Annotated in this window: 22 protein-coding genes; 17 read left to right on the forward strand and 5 right to left on the reverse strand. The window is 71.2% G+C overall.

Annotated features, from left to right (window positions below):
• Positions 1-173: 173 nt before the first annotated feature.
• A complete protein-coding gene (locus tag ACIPYW_RS10325; protein ID WP_290134208.1) occupies positions 174-860 on the reverse strand; it encodes a TrkA family potassium uptake protein in 687 nt (228 codons plus the stop codon).
• A 16-nt stretch (positions 861-876) separates the two neighbouring features.
• The gene (locus tag ACIPYW_RS10330; protein ID WP_400413075.1) at positions 877-2310 is read right to left on the reverse strand and encodes a TrkH family potassium uptake protein; all 1434 of its coding nucleotides are present in this window, start codon (positions 2308-2310) and stop codon (positions 877-879) included.
• A gap of 74 nt (positions 2311-2384) precedes the next feature.
• On the opposite strand from ACIPYW_RS10330, the gene ACIPYW_RS10335 reads away from it, so the two are divergent.
• From ACIPYW_RS10335 to ACIPYW_RS10355, 5 genes are all read left to right on the forward strand, one after another.
• Positions 2385-2900: a helix-turn-helix transcriptional regulator gene (locus tag ACIPYW_RS10335; protein WP_290131193.1), complete on the forward strand. Its 516-nt coding sequence runs from the start codon at positions 2385-2387 to the stop codon at positions 2898-2900.
• A gap of 246 nt (positions 2901-3146) precedes the next feature.
• A complete protein-coding gene (locus ACIPYW_RS10340; protein ID WP_022902482.1) occupies positions 3147-3341 on the forward strand; it encodes a helix-turn-helix domain-containing protein in 195 nt (64 codons plus the stop codon).
• A 135-nt stretch (positions 3342-3476) separates the two neighbouring features.
• Positions 3477-3575 carry a 30S ribosomal protein bS22 gene (locus ACIPYW_RS10345; RefSeq protein WP_003792170.1) on the forward strand — a complete coding sequence of 33 codons (99 nt, stop codon included), beginning with the start codon at positions 3477-3479 and terminating at the stop codon, positions 3573-3575.
• A gap of 123 nt (positions 3576-3698) precedes the next feature.
• Positions 3699-3953 (forward strand): glutaredoxin family protein, encoded by a 255-nt coding sequence (locus tag ACIPYW_RS10350; protein ID WP_400413079.1) that lies wholly within the window; start codon positions 3699-3701, stop codon positions 3951-3953.
• Positions 3950-4243 (forward strand): Dabb family protein, encoded by a 294-nt coding sequence (locus ACIPYW_RS10355; RefSeq protein ID WP_290131195.1) that lies wholly within the window; start codon positions 3950-3952, stop codon positions 4241-4243. The genes ACIPYW_RS10350 and ACIPYW_RS10355 overlap by 4 nt, the downstream gene beginning before the upstream one ends.
• 105 nt (positions 4244-4348) lie before the next feature.
• Here the strand turns inward: ACIPYW_RS10355 and aspS are convergent, their stop codons facing one another.
• Positions 4349-5689, reverse strand: coding sequence for an aspartate--tRNA(Asn) ligase (aspS, locus tag ACIPYW_RS10360; protein WP_400413082.1), 1341 nt, complete (start codon positions 5687-5689; stop codon positions 4349-4351).
• 153 nt (positions 5690-5842) lie between these two features.
• Between aspS and ACIPYW_RS10365 the strand changes: the two genes are divergently transcribed.
• Together ACIPYW_RS10365 and ACIPYW_RS10370 are read left to right on the forward strand one after the other, a co-directional pair.
• Positions 5843-6010: a hypothetical protein gene (locus ACIPYW_RS10365; RefSeq protein WP_400413085.1), complete on the forward strand. Its 168-nt coding sequence runs from the start codon at positions 5843-5845 to the stop codon at positions 6008-6010.
• Positions 6011-6028: 18 nt separating this feature from the next.
• Positions 6029-6184, forward strand: coding sequence for a hypothetical protein (locus ACIPYW_RS10370; RefSeq protein ID WP_400413087.1), 156 nt, complete (start codon positions 6029-6031; stop codon positions 6182-6184).
• A gap of 227 nt (positions 6185-6411) precedes the next feature.
• Here the strand turns inward: ACIPYW_RS10370 and ACIPYW_RS10375 are convergent, their stop codons facing one another.
• Positions 6412-6786 carry a MerR family transcriptional regulator gene (locus tag ACIPYW_RS10375; RefSeq protein WP_400413592.1) on the reverse strand — a complete coding sequence of 125 codons (375 nt, stop codon included), beginning with the start codon at positions 6784-6786 and terminating at the stop codon, positions 6412-6414.
• 58 nt (positions 6787-6844) lie between these two features.
• Between ACIPYW_RS10375 and ACIPYW_RS10380 the strand changes: the two genes are divergently transcribed.
• The 6 genes from ACIPYW_RS10380 to ccsB all read left to right on the forward strand — a co-directional run bounded on the left by ACIPYW_RS10380 (position 6845) and on the right by ccsB (position 13203).
• Entirely contained in the window at positions 6845-8335 is a 1491-nt protein-coding gene (locus tag ACIPYW_RS10380; protein ID WP_400413090.1) for a SulP family inorganic anion transporter, read from the forward strand.
• Between the two features lie 79 nt (positions 8336-8414).
• Complete coding sequence (locus ACIPYW_RS10385) at positions 8415-9071, forward strand: histidine phosphatase family protein (RefSeq protein WP_400413092.1); 657 nt, start codon at positions 8415-8417, stop codon at positions 9069-9071.
• Positions 9068-9688 carry a TlpA family protein disulfide reductase gene (locus tag ACIPYW_RS10390; protein ID WP_400413095.1) on the forward strand — a complete coding sequence of 207 codons (621 nt, stop codon included), beginning with the start codon at positions 9068-9070 and terminating at the stop codon, positions 9686-9688. The genes ACIPYW_RS10385 and ACIPYW_RS10390 overlap by 4 nt, the downstream gene beginning before the upstream one ends.
• A 44-nt stretch (positions 9689-9732) precedes the next feature.
• The gene (locus ACIPYW_RS10395) at positions 9733-10431 is read left to right on the forward strand and encodes a cytochrome c biogenesis CcdA family protein (RefSeq protein ID WP_400413594.1); all 699 of its coding nucleotides are present in this window, start codon (positions 9733-9735) and stop codon (positions 10429-10431) included.
• Positions 10415-12208, forward strand: coding sequence for a cytochrome c biogenesis protein ResB (locus ACIPYW_RS10400; protein ID WP_400413098.1), 1794 nt, complete (start codon positions 10415-10417; stop codon positions 12206-12208). Before ACIPYW_RS10395 ends, ACIPYW_RS10400 begins: the two co-directional genes overlap by 17 nt.
• A gap of 2 nt (positions 12209-12210) precedes the next feature.
• Entirely contained in the window at positions 12211-13203 is a 993-nt protein-coding gene (gene ccsB, locus ACIPYW_RS10405) for a c-type cytochrome biogenesis protein CcsB (RefSeq protein ID WP_400413100.1), read from the forward strand.
• Positions 13204-13447: 244 nt separating this feature from the next.
• On the opposite strand, the gene ACIPYW_RS10410 is transcribed toward ccsB, so the two are convergent.
• Positions 13448-14434 (reverse strand): o-succinylbenzoate synthase, encoded by a 987-nt coding sequence (locus ACIPYW_RS10410; RefSeq protein ID WP_400413103.1) that lies wholly within the window; start codon positions 14432-14434, stop codon positions 13448-13450.
• Positions 14435-14577: 143 nt separating this feature from the next.
• Here ACIPYW_RS10410 and ACIPYW_RS10415 point away from each other — a divergent pair, with 143 nt between their 5' ends.
• The 4 genes from ACIPYW_RS10415 (at position 14578) to ACIPYW_RS10430 (ending at position 18498) form a co-directional block, all read left to right on the forward strand.
• Entirely contained in the window at positions 14578-15243 is a 666-nt protein-coding gene (locus ACIPYW_RS10415) for a hypothetical protein (RefSeq protein ID WP_400413106.1), read from the forward strand.
• A gap of 81 nt (positions 15244-15324) precedes the next feature.
• Complete coding sequence (locus tag ACIPYW_RS10420; RefSeq protein WP_290131204.1) at positions 15325-16254, forward strand: 1,4-dihydroxy-2-naphthoyl-CoA synthase; 930 nt, start codon at positions 15325-15327, stop codon at positions 16252-16254.
• On the forward strand, positions 16254-17390 hold the full coding sequence (locus tag ACIPYW_RS10425; RefSeq protein ID WP_400413109.1) for an AMP-binding protein: 1137 nt from the start codon (positions 16254-16256) through the stop codon (positions 17388-17390). The genes ACIPYW_RS10420 and ACIPYW_RS10425 overlap by 1 nt, the downstream gene beginning before the upstream one ends.
• Before the next feature lie 109 nt (positions 17391-17499).
• Positions 17500-18498: a 1,4-dihydroxy-2-naphthoate polyprenyltransferase gene (locus ACIPYW_RS10430; RefSeq protein WP_400413111.1), complete on the forward strand. Its 999-nt coding sequence runs from the start codon at positions 17500-17502 to the stop codon at positions 18496-18498.
• The last annotated feature ends 175 nt before the right edge of the window (positions 18499-18673 follow it).

The raw sequence follows: 18673 nt of genomic DNA on the forward strand, positions 1-18673 counted from the left end.
CGCGGACGGTGGGGCCGGCGCGGCGGGCGGCGAGGGGGGGGGCGGGGGGGGGCGCGGCGGGGGGGGGGGGGGGCGGGGGGCCCCCCCCCCGGGGGGCGGGGGGGGGGGGGGGGGGCCCGCCCCGCGCCTCCCGGCCGTCACGGGACCGGTCGAGGAACCGCGACCCGACCAGCTCACTCCACCGCTGCGAAGCGCTCCAGGTCGGCCGTGGCGCCGGAGACGATGATGACGTCGTCCTCGCCGATGATGCTCTCGGGCGTGGCGGGCACGAACGCCTGACCCGGCGTCTTGATGCCGAGCACCGTGAGACCGAAGCGCGTGCGGATGACCGTCGTGGCGAGGTCCTTCCCGCGCACGGCCCGCGGCGGGAACATCTTGACGACGGCGAAGTCCTCGTCGAACTGGATGAAGTCGAGCATGCGACCGGACACCAGGTGCGCCGTCCGCTCGCCGGCCTCGCGCTCCGGGTAGACGACGTGGTTCGCGCCGATGCGGGACAGGATCACGCCGTGCGAGCGGCTGATGGCCTTCGCCCAGATCTGCGGGATGCCGAGGTCGACGAGGTTCGCCGTGATGAGCACGCTCGACTCCAGGTCGGAGCCGACCCCGACGACGGCGATCGCGAAGTCCTGCGCGCCGATCTGGCGGAGGGCGTCCATGTCGGTGGCGTCCGCCTGGACCGCGTGCGTCACCCGGTCGGACCACTTCTGCACGAGCCCCGCGTCCGTGTCGACCACGAGGACCTCGCGGTGCTGCCGCTCGAGCTGCCCCGCGGTCGCGGCACCGAAGCGACCGAGCCCGATCACCAGGACCGGGGCGTCGTGGCTGACGGCACCCGCGAGCGGGTGGGTGGACGGCAACGGTGCACGGGTGCGGTCAGCCAACGATCGGCCTCTCCTCGGGACGGCGGAACAACTGCCGGCTCTGGCTGGCGGCGAGGGCTGCGGCGATCGTCACTGTACCGACCCGGCCGAGGAACATCGTGGCGGCGAGCACGTACTTGCCCGCCTCCGGGAGCTCGGCGGAGATGCCGGACGAGAGCCCGCACGTGGCGAACGCCGAGATGACCTCGAAGAGGACGCGGTCGAGCGAGTCGCGTGTGATCTGCAGCAGGGCGATCGTGGCGACGGCGACGATCGTCGCGCCCCAGAGCACGACGGCGACCGCGACACGGAGCACGTCGCTCGGGATCCGACGGCCGAACGCCTCCATGCTCTGCCGGCCACGGGCCTCGGCCACAGCGGCGAGGAACAGCACCGCGAGTGTCGTCACCTTGATGCCGCCGGCGGTCGAGGCCGAGCCCCCGCCGATGAACATGAGCATGTCCGTGACGAGCAGGCTCGCTCCGTGCATCTGCTCGACGTCGATGGTGGCGAAGCCGCCCGAGCGGGTCATGGTCGAGAAGAACAGCGCCTGGAACGCCGTGTGTCCGGCACCGGCCTCGCCGAGTGTCGCCTTGTTGGACGCCTCGAGCGCCGTGTAGACGACCGCGCCGACGACGAGCAGCACGGCGCTCGTGACGAGGGTGAGCTTGACGTGCAGGGACCAGCGGCGCGGCGTGCGGAACTGCTTCGTGATCGTCCGGATGACCGGGAACCCGATCGAGCCCGCGACGACCGCGATCATGATGAGCGTCAGGAACCAGTAGTCGTTCGCGAACGGCGCCAGTCCCTCGGCGTTGGGGGAGAAGCCGGTGTTCGTGAAGGCCATCGCGGCGTAGTAGAACGCGTCGCCGACCGCGGTCCAGAACGGGTAGCCCGCGACGAGCACGGACGGCAGGAGCAGCAGGCCGACCGCGATCTCGATGGTCAGCGTGCTCACCGCGACCGTCGCGAGCAGCGTGCCGACCTCACCGAGCCGCACGGCCTGCCCCTCCGGTACGGCGCCGTGGTGGGTGCGGAGCGGGTTCGAGTCCCCGGCGGCCATGAGCTTCGCCCGGAGACCGAGACGCCGGGTCACCACGAGGCCGAGGATCGACGCGAACGTGAGCACCCCGACCGCGCCGATCTGGGTGCCGACGACGATGACGACCTTGCCGAACACCGACCAGTGCGTCGCCATGTCGACGGTCGCGAGCCCGGTGACGCACACCACGGACGCCGCCGTGAAGAGCGCGTCGGAGAAGTGTGTGGGGCGCCCGTCCGCGGCGGCCCACGGCGTCATGAAGAGCGACGTGAAGACGAAGATCAGCGCCAGGAACACGAGGATCGCCAGCCGCGACGGACTCGCTCGGAGGACCGCTCCGACCTGGCTCAGGCGACGCCGCGAGGTCGACGGGCCCACGCGCAACTCTTCCGTGTGGTCCAGCATCGTCGTATGCCTCCGGGGACATGGGCGGGTCGGATGGCATGGTACATCCGTGACGGGGCGGATAGCCTTGTCCCATGGCCGACATCTTCTCCGTCGTGGCGGACCCGACCCGACGCGAGCTGCTCGGAGCACTCCTCGCCGCGTACGGCTCCGACGTCACCGGTGGGGAGCTCAGCGTCGGTCAGCTCGTCGAGAAGCTCGGCGTCAGCCAGCCCACCGTGTCGAAGCACCTCCGGGTGCTCCGCGACATCGGCCTCGTGTCCAGTCGCGAGGAGGGGCAGCACCGCTTCTACCGCCTCGACCCGGAGCCGTTGCTGCCGGTCGAGGAGTGGGTGCTGTCGTTCACGGGCGCGGTCGACGCCGACGGCACCCCGGCCACGACCGCGTGGACGCCGGACGGACAACCGGTCTCGGTGCGACGGAACGGCGCCGCGGGCAAGGCCACGGTCGAGGTCGGCACGGAGCTCGGTCGCGTGATGGCCGAGGCGTCCTACCGGGCTTCGGCGGCGCTCACGGGGGCGCAGCAGGGTTGGGAGCGCGTGGTCGACCGCGGCCGGAAGCGCTTCACCCGTCGCGGCGACGAGGACTGAGCGCGCCCGTTCGTCGACGTCCGTGCCGCGGGCTCGTCGGCGTCCGTGCTGCGCGCTCGTCGACGTCCGTGCCGCGGGCTCGTCGGCGTCCGTGCCGCGGGCTCGTCGACGACCGTAGCCGAGTCGTGACCGTGTGCCTGGACAGGTGTTCCCACCGGCCTCTACAGTGATCAGAGACCACACAGGCCACACCCAACCCGTGCGTAAGACGCCCGTCGTCCCGCACGAGTCTCCCGAAGGCGGATCATGACCGGCAGTTTCGACGACGTGCGCTTCCTCACCGTGGCCGAGGTCGCGGAGATGATGCGCGTCTCGAAGATGACCGTCTACCGCATGGTGCACGCCGGGGAGCTCCCGGCCATCCGCTTCGGTCGGTCCTTCCGCGTCCCGGAGTCGGCGGTCGCCGACGTCCTGCGCGGGGGCATCGCCGACGTCGGCTGAGCACCCCACCGCGCCGGGTGCGGCCGCTGTGTTCGACAGGACCGGCGCGCTCCGCTAGACTCGGCCGGGTTGATTTTCCGCGGTCCCGACGGGCGCGGTGTCCACACATCAGCATCGTTCCGAGCGAGGTCCACTATGGGTTCTGTCATCAAGAAGCGCCGCAAGCGCATGGCGAAGAAGAAGCACCGCAAGCTCCTTCGCAAGACGCGTCACCAGCGTCGCAACAAGAAGTAAGTCGAGTACTTGCACCCGAAGCCCCGGTCCGCCGGGGCTTTCGTGTTCCCCAGCACGTCACGGCCGGCCTGTGTACGCCGCGCACGCCGGAGGGCTTCGGACGCCGCCGGGTACGCTGACCCCATGCCCGCCGTGACCCTCCTGACGAAACCCGGATGCCACCTCTGCGACGACGCCCGACCCATCGTCGAGCGGGTCGTCGCCGAACATCCCGGTGTGACACTGCAGGAACGGTCGATCCTCGACGACGACGCCCTCCGCGAGGAGTACGCCGAGGACATCCCGGTCGTCCTGGTCGACGGGCGTGTCCACAGCAACTGGCACGTCGACGCCGATCGGCTGCGCCGTGCCCTCGAGAAGGCAGAGGCCTCCGCATGATCCACCACGTCGTCGCCTGGACCCTCCGCGAGGACGTCGACCGCGACGCCTCGATCGCCCGCGTCCGCGAACTCCTCACGGGGCTCGTCGGCACCGTGTCGTCGATCCGCTCGCTCGAGGTCGTCGAGAACGTCGCCTACCCCGACAAGAACTCCGACCTCGCCGTGGTCGCGACCTTCGACGACCTCGACGGGCTCGACGCGTACCAGGTCCACCCGGACCACCAGGCCGCGGCAGCGGAGATCCGCGGACTGGTCACGGGGCGGGCCGCCATCGACTGGCGGAGCTGAGCCGCGCCTCCCGGCTGATCGCGCCGACCCTTCCGGACCGGAACGGCCCCCTCCCGATCGGGAGGGGGCCGTTCTCGTGTGCAGCGTCCGCGCGGGCGGCTCCGCCTACGGGGTGAGGCGCGTCGGTCCGCGGAAGAGGTACGTGACCTCGCGGATCGACGGCTCGTGCAGCGCGAGCATCAGCACTCGGGCGAGGCCCATGCCGAAGCCGCCGTGCGGCGGGACGCCGTAGCGGAAGAAGTCGAGGTACCAGTCGATCTCGGCGGTGTCGAGACCCTTCTCCTCGGCCTGGGCCGCGAGCCGGTCGACCCGGTGCTCGCGCTGGGCGCCGGTGGAGATCTCCGCGCCGTTGAACAGCAGGTCGTAGCTGTTCGTGAGCGTCGGGTCGTCCTCGTGGCGCATGTGGTAGTACGGCCGGATCGACGCGTCGTAGTCGGTGACGAACACGAACTCGGAGCCGTGCGTCTCCTTCGCCCAGGCACTCACGCGACGCTCGCCCTCCGGGTCGAGGTCGCCGTCGGCGCGCACCACGTCGTAGCCGCTGTCGGCGACGATCTTGCGGGCCTCGGCCAGGGTCACGCGTGGGAACGGAGCGGTCGGCACGACGAACTCGAAGCCGAAGACGTCCTCGATCTCCGTGCCGTACTTCTCCTTGACGGCGGTGAAGCCGGCGACGAGGACCTCCTCGTGCATGGCCATGACGTCCTGGTGCGACTCCACCCAGGAGATCTCGGCGTCGACGCTCGTGAACTCGGTCGCGTGCCGGCTCGTGAACGAGGGGTCGGCGCGGAAGGCGTCGGCGATCTCGAACACGGCGCCGAACCCGGCCGGCTGGGCCATCTGCTTGAAGTTCTGCGGCGACTGCGCCAGGTACGCGGTGGTCTCGAAGTACTCGAGCTGGAAGAGCTCGGCGCGCGACTCGGAGGCGGAGGCCATGAGCTTCGGCGTGTGGATCTCGATGTAGTCGCGGTCGACCCAGTACGAGCGGAACGCGTGCTCCATCGTCGTCTGGATGCGGAAGATGAGGTTCTGCTTGCGGTTGCGGAGGTCGAGGAAGCGCCAGTCGAGCCGCTTGTCGAGCGACGAGTCGTCCGCGATCGGCGTCTCGGGGATGGCGGCGCTCACGACCTCGAGCGAACCGACCTTGACCTCGAGCCCGCCGAGCTTGACGCGCTCGTCGTGCTTCAGCGTGCCCTGGACGTGCACGAACGTGCCGTGGGCGAGCCCGGAGATCTCGTTCGTGATCGCCAGTGCTGCCTGCGCCGCGTCGTCGCCGTCCTCGGCCTCACGAGTGGCGGGGTTGACGAGCTGCGCGGCGCCGGTCTCGTCGCGGAGGACGACGAACTGCACCTTCTTCTGGTCTCGGACGGTCTCGACCCATCCGGCGACGGAGACGGGGCCGTCGGGGAGCGCGGCGAGTTCGGCGATGCGGGTGCGTTCGATCACGGGGGTCGAGTCTAACCGGCTCGCTCCGTGGCCGCTCCTCCACAGCGGGTGGGCCGGCTCCGTCCCTCCACAGGTCTGCCGGGAGGCACGGATCGCCGCGTGCGGATCCGTAGCGTCGTCGACGTGGCCGGGTCGCGAGTTCGGGGAGGTCCCGTGACGGCAGGGACGGAGGGGCTCGCGGCCTGGCCGCCTGCGGCGGTGGCGACGGCGGTCGCGGCGGTCGTGACCACCGGGCTGACGTTGGTCGTCGCAGTGGTCGGGGGCGTCTGGGTCGTCCTGCGGTGGCGGCGGAACGTCGCGCGAGAAGAGCGTGACCGCTAGTGGAGTCGACTCACAGTGGTGTTCGAGCTCATCTCGGACCGCGATGTCGGACGGCGCGAGATCGGTCGAGGTCTCGCGAAGGCGATGTACGAGATGCAGAAGGTGCCTCGCGGTGAGGAACCGGCTGCGAAGGTGTTGGAGGAACTCTTGATCGACGGAAGGGGACGAAGGTGACCGGTCGACTACGCCGAGCGTGGAGCGAACTGGTCCGGCCGGAGCCGCGGACCGGAGCACACCCGCGTCCTGATGTCGGACCCGACCCGGGTGAGGACCTGTGGGAGTGGGCGCAGCGACGCTCGATCGAATGGCAACTGCACGTCGAGGAGGGAGAGCTCCGGATGGACCTGGCACGTCGTGCGATGCGCGCGAGGGTGTTGGCCGAGGGCGACGTGGTGGCCGGCTCAGGGGAGCGAAGCGCGGAGTGAACCGAGCGTGCCGATGAACTCCTCGGCCATGCCGGCGCGCTCGACGAGCTTCGCGTGTCGGGCCCGCGCGTCCTCCAGGAACTCGTCCAACCGTGCGGCCAGGGCCGGTTCGTCATCGGTCGCCCGGGTGCGGAGCGCATCGACGACCCGCAGCAGCTCCGCCATCTCGTCGAGGGTGAACCCCAGGGGCTTCATGCGACGGATGACCAGCAGTCGTTCGAGGTCCTCCGCGGTGTAGACGCGGAACCCACCGGTGGTGCGTCCGCTCGGCACGAGCAGCCCGACCTCGTCGTAGTGCCGGATCGTGCGCAGGGACATGCCGGCCCGGTCGGCCAGCTCCCCGATGTGCATCGTCTCCACGGGTCCAGCGTACCGACCCTACCCTCACGTGAGGGTAGGGTTGCGGACGATGACCGCGATCCTGCACGCCCCGACGCCCGCCACCGTCCTCGGGGCACTCCGTTCCCCACGCCTGCTCACCCGTGAGGTCCTCGCCGGCGTCGTGACGGCACTCGCCCTCATCCCGGAGGCGATCTCCTTCTCGGTCGTCGCCGGCGTCGATCCCGCGGTCGGTCTGTTCTCCAGCGTCGTGATCGCCGTCGTGATCGCGATCGTCGGCGGCCGTCCGGCGATGGTGTCCGCCGCCGCGGGGTCGGTCGCGCTGGTCATCGCTCCGCTCGTCCGCGACCACGGCATCGCCTACCTGGTGCCCGCGGTCCTCCTCGGCGGCGTCGTCCAGATCGTCCTCGGTCTGCTCGGGGTGGCGCGGCTCATGCGGTTCATCCCGCGGAGCGTGAACGTGGCGTTCGTGAACGCCCTCGCGATCCTCATCTTCACCGCACAGTTGCCGAACCTGTTCGGCCGCGACGTACCGTTCGTGGTGTGGCCGCTGACGGCCCTCGGCATCGCGGTGATCGTCGGCTTCCCGTTCCTGACGAAGGCCGTCCCCGCGCCCCTCGTCGCGGTCGTCGTGATCACCGCGATCACGATCGTGTTCGGCGTCGCGGTGCCGACCGTCGGCGACGAGGGTGCCCTGCCGACGGCACTCCCCGGGTTCAACGGCGTCACGGTCCCGGTCACGTTCGAGACGCTGCAGATCATCGCGCCGTACGCCGTCGGCATGGCGGTGGTCGGGCTGATCGAGACCCTGCTCACCGCCCAGCTCGTCGACGCGATCACCGAGACCGGGTCGAGCGGGTGGCGGGAGTCGTGGGGGCAGGGTGTCGCGAACATCGCGTCGGCGTTCTTCGGCGGGACCGGCGGCTGCGCGATGATCGGCCAGACCGTCATCAACGTGAAGACCGCCGGCGCTCGGACCCGGATCTCGACGTTCGTCGCGGGCGTCTCCGTGCTCGTGCTGACCATCGTCCTGCACGACCTCGTGGCGCAGATCCCGATGGCGGCGCTCACCGCGGTCATGGTCATGGTCTGCGTCGCGACCTTCGACTGGCACAGCATCCGGCCGAACACCCTGCGTCGGATGCCGCTCGGCGAGACCGTCGTCATGGTGCTGACGGTCGTGGTCGTGGTCGTGACGGACAACCTCGCGACGGGCGTACTCGTCGGGGTCGTGGCTGCCGCGCTGGTCTTCGCCCGCCGAGCAGCCCACGTGGTGACGGTCGTCCGCGAGCCCGTGGACGAGCGCACCGTCCGGTACCGGGTGCGGGGCGCGCTCTTCTTCGCGAGCTCGAACGACCTCGTGACCCGGTTCTCCTACGCCGAGGACCCCGAGCACGTCGTCGTCGACATGACCGACGCGCACGTCTTCGACGCGAGCACCGTGGCCGCGCTCGACGGCGTCGAACAGCGGTACGCGCAGCACGGCTCGACCGTCCGGGTGGAGAACCTCAACACCGGTTCGGTCGCCATCCACGGGCGCCTGTCCGGCCACCTCGGCTGAACGCTCGGCTGAACGTCCCCGCAGCCGTGAATCCCCTGGGCGGGGGGTGGGAGCGTCCGGGCGACCTAGACTGGAGGCCATGCCCGCGACCCGAGTCCACCTCGTCCGTCACGGCGAGGTGCACAACCCCGGCCGTGTCCTCTACGGGCGGCTCCCGGGCTTCGGGCTGAGCGACCTCGGCAAGCAGATGGCGGCCGCGTCGGCAACGGCGTGGCACGACGCTGGTGTCGACGTCCGGCGCATCGTCGCCTCACCGCTGCAGCGCACGCAGGAGTCCGCGGCGCCCTGGGCGGACGCCTACGGACTCGAGGTCGCCCTCGACGAGCGCCTCATCGAGCCGACGAACCGGTACGAGGGGCAGCCCCCGGGGTTCACGAAGCGCTCGATCGGGCGTCCGGCCGAGTGGCCGTGGATCGCGAACCCCTTCCGCCCGAGCTGGGGCGAGGCCTACGAGTCGATCGCCAACCGCATGCTCGCGGCCGTCGCCACGGCCTGGGAGAGCGTCGACGAGGGCGACGTCGTCCTCGTCAGTCACCAGTTGCCCATCTGGATGGTGCACCGTCGTCTCGCCGGAGAGCACCTGTGGCACGACCCGCGGCAGCGGCGGTGTGACCTCTCCAGCATCACGACCCTCGAGCGTGTGCCCGCCACGCCGACCGGTCGCTTCGCCGAGGTCGGGTACGCGGACCCTGCCGAACGGCTCCGGGAGACCGCGATCGACGAAGGAGCAGTGTGAGGACCACCAGCAAGCGACTCGCGACGGTGGCGGCGACGGCGGTCATCGCCGCGCTCGCCCTCGCCGGGTGCTCGTCGAGCAACGACGCGCTCACGAAGCAGTACGGCAACGGGACCACGCAGAACTACATCTCCGGCAACGGCGCGGTGACCGAGGTCGCCGTGGACAAGCGCACCGACCCGATCTCGTTCGACGTGACGAGCATGACCGGGGCGCGACTGTCGTCGAAGGCCCTCAAGGGCAAGGTCGTCGTCGTCAACTTCTGGTACGCCAGCTGCCCGCCGTGCCGTGCCGAGGCGAAGTACCTCAACACGGTCGAGGCGAAGTACTCCACCGACCAGGTCCAGTTCATCGGCGTGAACGTCCGCGACGAGCAGGCCACCGCCGAGGCGTTCGAGCGCACGTTCGGGACCGACTACCCGACCGTGCTCGACGCCGGCACGGGCTCCATGCAGTTGGCGATGTCCGGTCAGGTCGCGCCGAACGCGGTCCCCGCCACGATCGTCCTCGACAAGGAAGGCCGCGTCGCTGCCCGCGTCCTCGGCGCGGTGGACGGCCCCGGCATCCTCGACACCCTGGTCAGCGACGAGCTGACCGGGAAGGCCAAGGCCTCCTGACCGTGGCCAGCAACCCCTTCGCCGACGCGATCCTCAGCGGCCAGATGGCCGTCGCGCTGCCCGTTGCGGCGCTCGCGGGACTCGTGTCGTTCCTCTCGCCGTGCGTCCTGCCGCTCGTCCCGGGCTACCTCGGGTACGTCGGCGGCGTCGCGGAGGGCGGGCAGCGCAAGGGGCGGGTCGTCCTCGGTGTGCTGCTGTTCATCCTCGGGTTCACCGCGGTCTTCGTCGCCTACACGACCGTCTTCGGCGCGCTCGGGTTCTGGCTCGTCCGGTGGCGCGACCTCATCACGCAGGTGCTCGGCGTCGTCGTCATCCTCATGGGGCTCGTCTTCGTGGGCCGCTTCACCTTCATGCAGCGCACGATCAAGCCGAGCTGGACGCCCGCGACCGGGCTGGTCGGCGCGCCGCTGCTCGGCATCGTGTTCGGCCTGGGCTGGACACCGTGCCTCGGCCCGACCCTCGCCGCGATCAACCTGCTCAGCGTGCAGTCGGGCAGCGCCTGGCAGGGGATGTGGCTCGGTGTCGCGTACTGCCTCGGCCTCGGCATCCCGTTCGTCCTCGTCGCGCTCGGTGCCGGCTGGGCGACCGGGGCGATCCGCGCCGTGAAGCGCCACATGCGCACCGTCAACATCATCGGAGGAGCGATCCTGATCGTCATCGGTCTGCTCATGGTCACCGGCATCTGGTCGGCCGTCATGTCGAGCCTCGGGGCGGTGATCCAGAGCTTTGTCCCGGCAGTCTGACCACGACGGCACGGCAGCGCAGGACGGCGCCGCCGCGCAGGACGGCGCCGACGCGCAGGACGCGGCGACCGACGCGCAGGAGGGCACCGACCTCGTCTCCGACCCGCAGCGGCCCTCCGACCACGTCGACAGCGCCCCGGCGCCACGCGAGCGGACGGCGTCGGGTGGCGCCGACGTCGCGCAGCCGAAGCTCGGCCTCGTCGGGTACCTCCGGTTCTTCTGGCGTCAGCTGACGAGCATGCGCACGGCGCTGTTCCTGCTGATGCTGCTCGCGCTCGCGGCCATCCCGGGCTCGCTCGTCCCGCAGCGCACCGCCGACCCGAACGGCGTCGTGCAGTACAAGTCGGACCACCCCGCGCTCTACCCGGTGCTCGACAAGCTCCAGGTCTTCGACACCTACACGTCCGTGTGGTTCTCGGCGATCTACCTGCTCCTGTTCGTGTCGCTGATCGGGTGCATCGTCCCGCGCACGAAGCACCACTGGCAGGCGCTGCGCACCCGGCCGCCGAAGACCCCAGTCCGGCTCGGCCGACTCGCGGGCTTCCAGTCGGTGCCGGTGGACGCGACCAGCGTCGGGACGGGGGCCGACGGCGCGGACGCCGCCACGAGCCTCCCGTCCGTCGACCACGCGGTGACGCGCGCCATGGCCGTCCTCAAGCGCTCCGGCTACCGCGTCGAGCGCTTCGGCGACTCGGTGAGCGCGGAGCGCGGCTACCTGCGTGAGACCGGCAACCTCGTCTTCCACGCCGCCCTCGTCGGGGTGCTCCTCGCCGTCGGCGTCGGCGGTGGTTTCGGGTTCACCGGTCAGCGCCTGCTCGTCGAGGGTCAGACCTTCTCGAACAGCCTCGTGGCGTACGACTCCTTCAACCCCGGACGGTGGTTCCAGCAGTCCGACCTGCAGGGCTACAACCTCAAGCTCGACAAGTTCGTGACGAAGTACGAGGAGAAGAACCTCAACGCCCTCGGACAGGCGCTCGACTACGACGCCACCGTCACGACGACGACGAAGAGCGGCCAGACGAAGACCCAGCGGCTCGGCGTGAACGACCCGGTCTCGATCGGCGGGACGAACGTGTACCTGCTCGGCAACGGCTACGCGATGCAGGTGACGGTCCGGGACGGCAAGGGCAACGTGGCGTTCAAGGACGTCGTGCCGTTCCTGCCGCAGGACGCGAACTACACGTCGGTCGGCGTCATCAAGGTGCCGGACGCGAAGCCCGACCAGCTCGGGATCCAGGGCTTCTTCTACCCGACGGCGCAGGAGATGTCGACGGGCGCGTTCACCAGCACGTACCCGGACACCGAGAACCCGCTGCTCAGCCTGCAGGTCTACACGGGCGACCTCGGTCTCGACGACGGCGTCCCGCAGAGCGTCTACACGCTCGACACCAGCGGGCTGAAGGAGATCGCGGGCACCCGCGCGGACACGGCCTCGGTCCAGCTGAAGCCGGGCCAGACGAAGCGGCTCCCGGACGGCGCCGGGTCGATCACGTTCGACGGGGTGAAGCGCTACGTCTCCCTCGACGTGCACCACGACCCGTCGCAGCTCTGGGTCGGCGGCTTCGCGCTGCTCTCGACCCTGGGCCTCCTCACCTCGCTGTTCGTGCCCCGCCGCCGCGTGTGGGTGAAGGCCGTCCCGCGGCAGGGCGCCGAGCACGGCGAGTACGACCTCGAGTACGCGGGGCTCGCCCGCGGTGAGGACCCCAACCTCGAACGTGCGGTCGCGGAGATCGCCAAGCGGCACGTGTCAGACCTCGGCGTTAGGATGCCCCAGTGAACATGACCGCGACTCTGGCCAGCTACTCGGTCGTCCTGACGTACTCGGCGATGGCCGTGTACGTCATCGCGTTCATCGCGTTCGCGCTCGACATGGCGAAGCGCGCGGGCAACGTCGCAGCGGGTGAGGCCACCGCTGCGGCCCCGTCCGCCGCTGCCCCCGCCGAGACCGTCGCGACGGTCCGCGGCGGCACGGTCGTGCTCGAGAAGGTGGACGCCGGCACCCCGGCCGACCCGACGAAGCGCGGGACGAAGTTCGAGCGCGTCGGCATGGCGATGATGATCCTCGGGGTCATCCTGCACATCGGCGCCGTCGTGCTCCGGGGCATCGCTGCGGACCGCGTGCCGTGGGGCAACATGTTCGAGTTCTCCCTCACGGGGACGGCACTCATCGTGCTGATCTTCCTCGGGGTGCAGCTCTGGCAGAACCTCAAGTTCCTCGGCGTGTTCATCTCCGGTCTCACGCTCATCCTGCTCGGCGTCGCGACGGTCAACTACTACGTCCCCGTCGTCCCGCTCGTGGCCGCGCTCCAGTCGTACTGGCTCGTCATCCACGTGTTCGTCGCCATCGCCGGCACCGGGTTCTTCGCCCTGGGTGCCGGGCTCGCGGTGTCGCAGCTCGTGCAGACCTACCGCCAGGGCCGTCCGGTCTCGAAGAAGCTGCGCTTCATGGAGACGCTGCCCGACGCCGACCGGCTCGAGGTCCTCAGCTACCGGGTCATCCTCGTCGGCTTCGTCCTCTGGACCTTCACGCTCATCGCCGGTGCGATCTGGGCCGAGCGGGCCTGGGGCCGCTACTGGGGCTGGGACACGAAAGAGGTCTGGACCTTCATCATCTGGGTCCTCTACGCCGGCTACATCCACGCTCGGGCGACCCGCGGCTGGCGTGGCGCACGCTCGTCGTGGCTGGCGCTCATCGGTTTCGGTGCGGTGATGTTCAACTTCTCCGTCGTCAACGTCTTCTTCAAGGGCCTGCACAGCTACTCGGGCCTGTGAGTGTGGGGCGCTGACGCGCCACCCGACGGGAGGCGCGGTGCCAGCTGGCACCGCGCCTCCCGTCGTCCTGTGCGTGCGTTCGGCGCGCTCAGTCCGGCCGTCGGCGGGATCCGGTCACGACTCCCCGGCTGTGCGCGCTCACGCGGTCACGAACGGTCGCACCGGCGTCCGGACATCGACGTTCCGCGACCGGTGGTCGGTCGTGAGCGGGGTGTCGTGACCGGCCCCGCGAGCCGCGTGCCGGTCAGGCGGCGAGCACGGCGTGCACACGACGGACGCGGTCGAGCCACCACGCGGTCCGCTCGGGCGACGCCGCGTGCCGTTCGAGCGAGCCCCGGTCGACGTCGACCCGCCGCACCGCGATCCGCCCGTCGACGGGGAGCAGCGCGTCGGCCGAGACGTCCGCCGCGAACATCGCCGCCGTCCCGAGGCCGGCCGCGAACCCGGGGGCCATCGAGCGTGCCGCGAGGAACGCACCCATCCCGAGTCCGACCGAGGTGTCGAGCGCACTCGAGACCACACAGGGGAGCCCGGCATCGGCGACGATCGCAGCAGCGGCCGTCACGCCACCGAGCGGCTGCGCCTTCACCACGAGGACGTCGGCGGCCCCGGCCCGGGCGACGGCGAGCGGGTCGGAGGCCTTGCGGACGCTCTCGTCCGCCGCGATCCGGACGCCGAGGCCGTCGATCCGCGACCGCAGCTCGGCGAGCTCCGGGACGCTCGCCACCGGCTGCTCGGCGTACTGCAGGTCGAACACCGCGAGCCGCTCCAGCGCGACGGCTGCCTGTTCGACGGACCAGAGGCCGTTCGCGTCGACCCGGACGGCGGCGTCCGGGCCCATCACCCGTCGGACCTCGGCGACGCGTGCGACGTCGTCGTCCAGGGTCGTGCCGGGCTCGGCGACCTTGACCTTGGCGGTCGTGCAGCCGGGGTAGCGGGCGAGCAGCTCGGCGACCTGCGCGGCACGGATCGCGGGCACGGTGGCGTTCACCGGCACGGAGTCGGACGCTGCCTCGTGCGCGGTCCACCCGAAGTCGACGGTGGCACGGAGCCACGCGGCTGCTTCGGCGTCGTCGTACTCGACGAAGGGCGAGAACTCCGTCCACCCCTCGGGGCCGCGGAGGACGACGGCCTCGCGGGTGGTGATCCCGCGGAACCGGACGCGCATCGGTAGGGACACCACGTGGGCGTCGGCGAGGAGTTCAGCGAGGTCGGGGAGCACGATGACCATCCTCCCAGGGGCGTCCAGGGTGCCCCCCGGTTGTTCGGAGGGGACCGCCAGCGCGGCGCACTAGCATGCGACGGTCGGCCTCGGTCGGCGCAGACGTCGGCGGGGCCCGAGCCCGCCGGACGACCGACGTAGAGGGAGGCTCGGTGTCGCCGGATCCGCAGCGAGGAGCAGCACCACGCGGTGCGACTCCGCAGCAGCGCGCCACCGCAGCGCAGCAGCAGCGGACGGGCCAGCAGCAGCGGACGGGCCAGCAGCAGCGGACGACGCAGCAACAGCGGGCAGCGCAGCCGCAACGGGCAGCGCAACCCCGAGCAGCCGAACAGCAGCGGACAACGCAGGCCCGCTCCGCCGCCCGGACGCAGACCCAGCTGCAGCGTGGTGGTGCCGTCCAGGCCCGCTCGACCGGAGCCGCGCGCTCGACCGGTCAGACCGACGAGTTCGCCCGGCTCATGCAGCGGAACACCGTGGACGTCCGCACCGCCAGCGGTGCCACCCGTCGTCGTCGCAACCCCCTGGTCGGCAAGATCGCCCTCGGCCTCGCCGTGGTCTGCGCCGCCATCGACGCGAGCGCCTTCGCCGTGTTCGTCGGCGGCGACACCACCTTCGCGTTCGGCATCTGCTTCGTGACGGTGTTCCTGACCCTCGTCGCCGCGGTCCTCGGGTTTATCGCGGCGGTCGGCTCGCTCGGCCGCTGGTACGGGGCGATCGGTGTCGTGGTGGCGTTCCTCGCCAACCCGGTGATCCTCATCGTCCTGATCGTCGTCGTGGCGCCGGAGCTCCTCACGGACATGGGCGGCAGCGCGACCTGACCGGTGGAGCACCCGCGGAGCACCGCAGACCATCGGCAGACCACGGGCAGCGCACCGGTAGCCCGGCGGTACGTTGGAGGCATGCCTGCCCCCGTCTCCGACCTGTTCGATCCCGACGTCTGGACCGAGGCTCCGATCGCGGAGCACTTCACCGACATCACGTACCACAAGCACGTCTCGCAGGGGATCGTCCGCGTCGCGTTCGACCGTCCCGAGGTCCGGAACGCCTTCCGCCCCCGCACGGTCGACGAGCTCTACCGTGCCCTCGACGACGCACGGCAGGACCCTCGGGTCGGTGTCGTGCTGCTCACCGGCAACGGCCCGAGCCCGAAGGACGGCGGCTGGGCGTTCTGCTCCGGCGGTGACCAGCGCATCCGTGGCCGGAGCGGCTACCAGTACGTCGGCGACGAGGGCGCACCGCCCGAGGGCGTCGACCCGGCTGCGGCGCAGGCGTCGATGGGGCGCCTGCACATCCTCGAGGTCCAGCGGCTCATCCGCATGATGCCGAAGGTCGTCATCGCGGTGGTGCCCGGCTGGGCGGCCGGTGGCGGGCACTCCCTGCACGCGATCTGCGACCTCACGATCGCGAGCGCCGAGCACGGCCGGTTCAAGCAGACCGACGCCGACGTGGGGTCGTTCGACGGTGGGTACGGCAGCGCCTACTACGCGAAGCAGATCGGGCAGAAGTTCGCCCGCGAGGTCTTCTTCCTCGCCCAGGAGTACTCCGCCCAGCGCGCGTACGAGATGGGCGCCGTGAACGCGGTCGTCCCGCACGAGGACCTCGAGCGCGAGGCGATCCGCTGGGGCGAGATCGTCCTCGGCAAGTCGCCGACGGCGATCCGGATGCTCAAGTACGCGTTCAACGCGGTCGACGACGGCATGGTCGGGCAGCAGGTGTTCGCGGGCGAGGCCACGCGCCTCGCCTACGGCACCGACGAGGCCGTGGAGGGCCGCGACTCGTTCCTCGAGAAGCGCAAGCCCGAGTGGACCTCCTTCCCCTGGCACTACTGATGCCCCGCCCGCTCGTCGTGCTCGGCACATCCGACCCCTCCACGGTGCTGCGCGGCCTGGAGGCAGCACTCGCCGGCGGTCCCGCCCTGCTCCCCGTCGCCGAAGGTGCTCCAGCGCTGCCGACGCCGCCTCCGGCCGACGTCCCCAGGCGGGTCGCCCTGGTGGTCGAGACGAGCGGGTCCACGGGTACGGGCAAGCGGGTGGCGCTGTCGTCCGAGGCGTTGCTCGCCGGGGCCGCCGCCACCGACGCGGCGCTCGGCGGACCGGGACACTGGCTGCTCGCCCTGCCGGTGCACTACATCGCCGGGATCAACGTCCTGACGCGGTCGATCACCGCGGGGACGACGCCGGTCTTCGTGCCTCCAGGGCACTTCGACCCGGCGGCCTTCGCCGACGCCGCGGACCGGCTCGTGACCGACCGTTCGGCTCCGAACCGGTACACCTCGCTCGTGCCGGTCCAGCTCGCCCGGGTGCTCGACGACGAGCGGGCCACCGCGGCCCTCGCGGGTTTCGACGCGGTGCTCGTCGGCGGGCAGGCGACGCCCGAGCCGCTGCGCGAGCGTGCCCGGTCCGCCGGGGTGCGGATCGTGACGACCTACGGCGCGAGCGAGACGAGCGGCGGGTGCGTGTACGACGGCACGCCGCTGGGCCCCGTGCACGCGACGGTCGACGACGGCGAACTGCTGCTCGCGGGACCGGTGCTGGCCGAGGGCTACCTCGGCGACGAGGAGCGCACGTCGCGGGCGTTCACCGAGCTCGACGGGCAGCGCTGGTACCGCACGGGCGACGCCGGCGCGGTGGTCGACGGCCGGGTCCGCGTGACCGGTCGGCTCGACGACGTCGTGATCTCCGGCGGCGAGAAGGTCCCGCTCGGCGCCGTCGAACGGATCGTCCGCGGACTGCCGGGCCAGGACGGCGCGGTCGTCACACGACGGACCTCGGGGGAGTGGGGCGAGGTGCCGGTGGTGGTGACCGACCGTCCGCTGGACCTCGACACCGTCCGCGAAGCCGTCGGCGCCGTGCTCGGCCGCGCCGCCCGACCGGCCGACGTGGTGGTGGTCGACCGCCTGCCGATGCTCGCGACCGGCAAGCCGGACCGCCGGGCGCTCCGCGCGCTCGTCGACCCGGCCACCTGATCGGGCGGGTCGACCCGGTCCGGCGATCCGTGCCTCCCGTCCGGTACCCACGCCGTGGGCGCACGTACGGTCGTCGTCCTCATGGTGATCGCCGGTACGATGATCGGCCGTGGCACGATCGAAGCAGCAGAGCCGTCCCAAGGGCCGGAGTGGCAACCCCGCGAAGGCCGCAGGCCTGCAGCGGGGCGGACAGCGGAAGGCGACCGCCCGCGACTGGATCGGCGGCGCCCGCCTGCGGACCCTGACGCTCGGCGTGGTCCCGGTGGTGCTCGGCACGGCCGTCGCGTTCGTGGACAGCGGTGACCCCGGCGACTTCGGGGACTACCTGACGAAGGACGGGCACCTCGCGATCGCCATCCTCGCCCTCGCCGTGGCACTGTTCCTGCAGATCGGCGTGAACTACAGCAACGACTACTCCGACGGCGTGCGCGGGACGGACGAGTACCGGGTCGGACCCGCTCGACTGACCGGCGCCGGCATCGCGAAGCCCCGCACGGTGCTGACCGTCGCGCTGACGTTCTTCGGCCTCGCCGCCGTCGCAGGACTCGTCATCGTGGTGCTGACCGGCCTCTGGTGGATCCTGCTCGTCGGGGCGGCCGCGATCGTCGCCGCCTGGTTCTACACCGGCGGCAAGCGGCCCTACGGCTACAACGCCCTCGGCGAGGTGTTCGTGTTCGTGTTCTTCGGCCTCGTCGCCGTGCTCGGGACCCAGTACACGCAGATCCAGCAGGTGACGACGAGCGGCTGGGCGGCGGCCGTCGCTGCCGGGTTCTTCGCCTGCGCCGTGCTCATGGTGAACAACATCCGCGACATCGACGAGGACCGGGCGGCCGGCAAGCAGACCCTCGCGGTGGTGCTCGGCCGGACGGTCGCGCGCACGCTGTACGGCCTGTTCCTGATGCTCCCGTACGTGGTGCTGCTCTGGTTCGTGCTGCTCTACTTCCGCACCGGGCTGACGTACTTCTCGCTGCTGCTCGCGCTCCCGGCCCTCGTGATCGGGGTCTCGACGCGGAAGCCGCGCGAGCTGATCACGGCGCTGCAGCTCTCGTCGTTCGCGTCGCTCGCGTACGGCGTGGTGCTCGGCATCACGCTCGCCGTCCAGCCGTAGCGCGACGGGCGAGTGCGCCCGCCGCGATGCCCGCCGCGACGCGATGCCGCCGCGACGCGAATCACGGTTGCACAACCGGAGTCACCCCGGACCAGCGGAACGCGCGGTTCGGGGTGACTCCGGTCGTGCGGACGGCGCTCGCTCCACGAACACGACGCGCCCGCGGCGCCGCGGG

This window comes from Curtobacterium sp. NPDC089689, from assembly GCF_044749145.1.
GTDB lineage: Bacteria > Actinomycetota > Actinomycetes > Actinomycetales > Microbacteriaceae > Curtobacterium.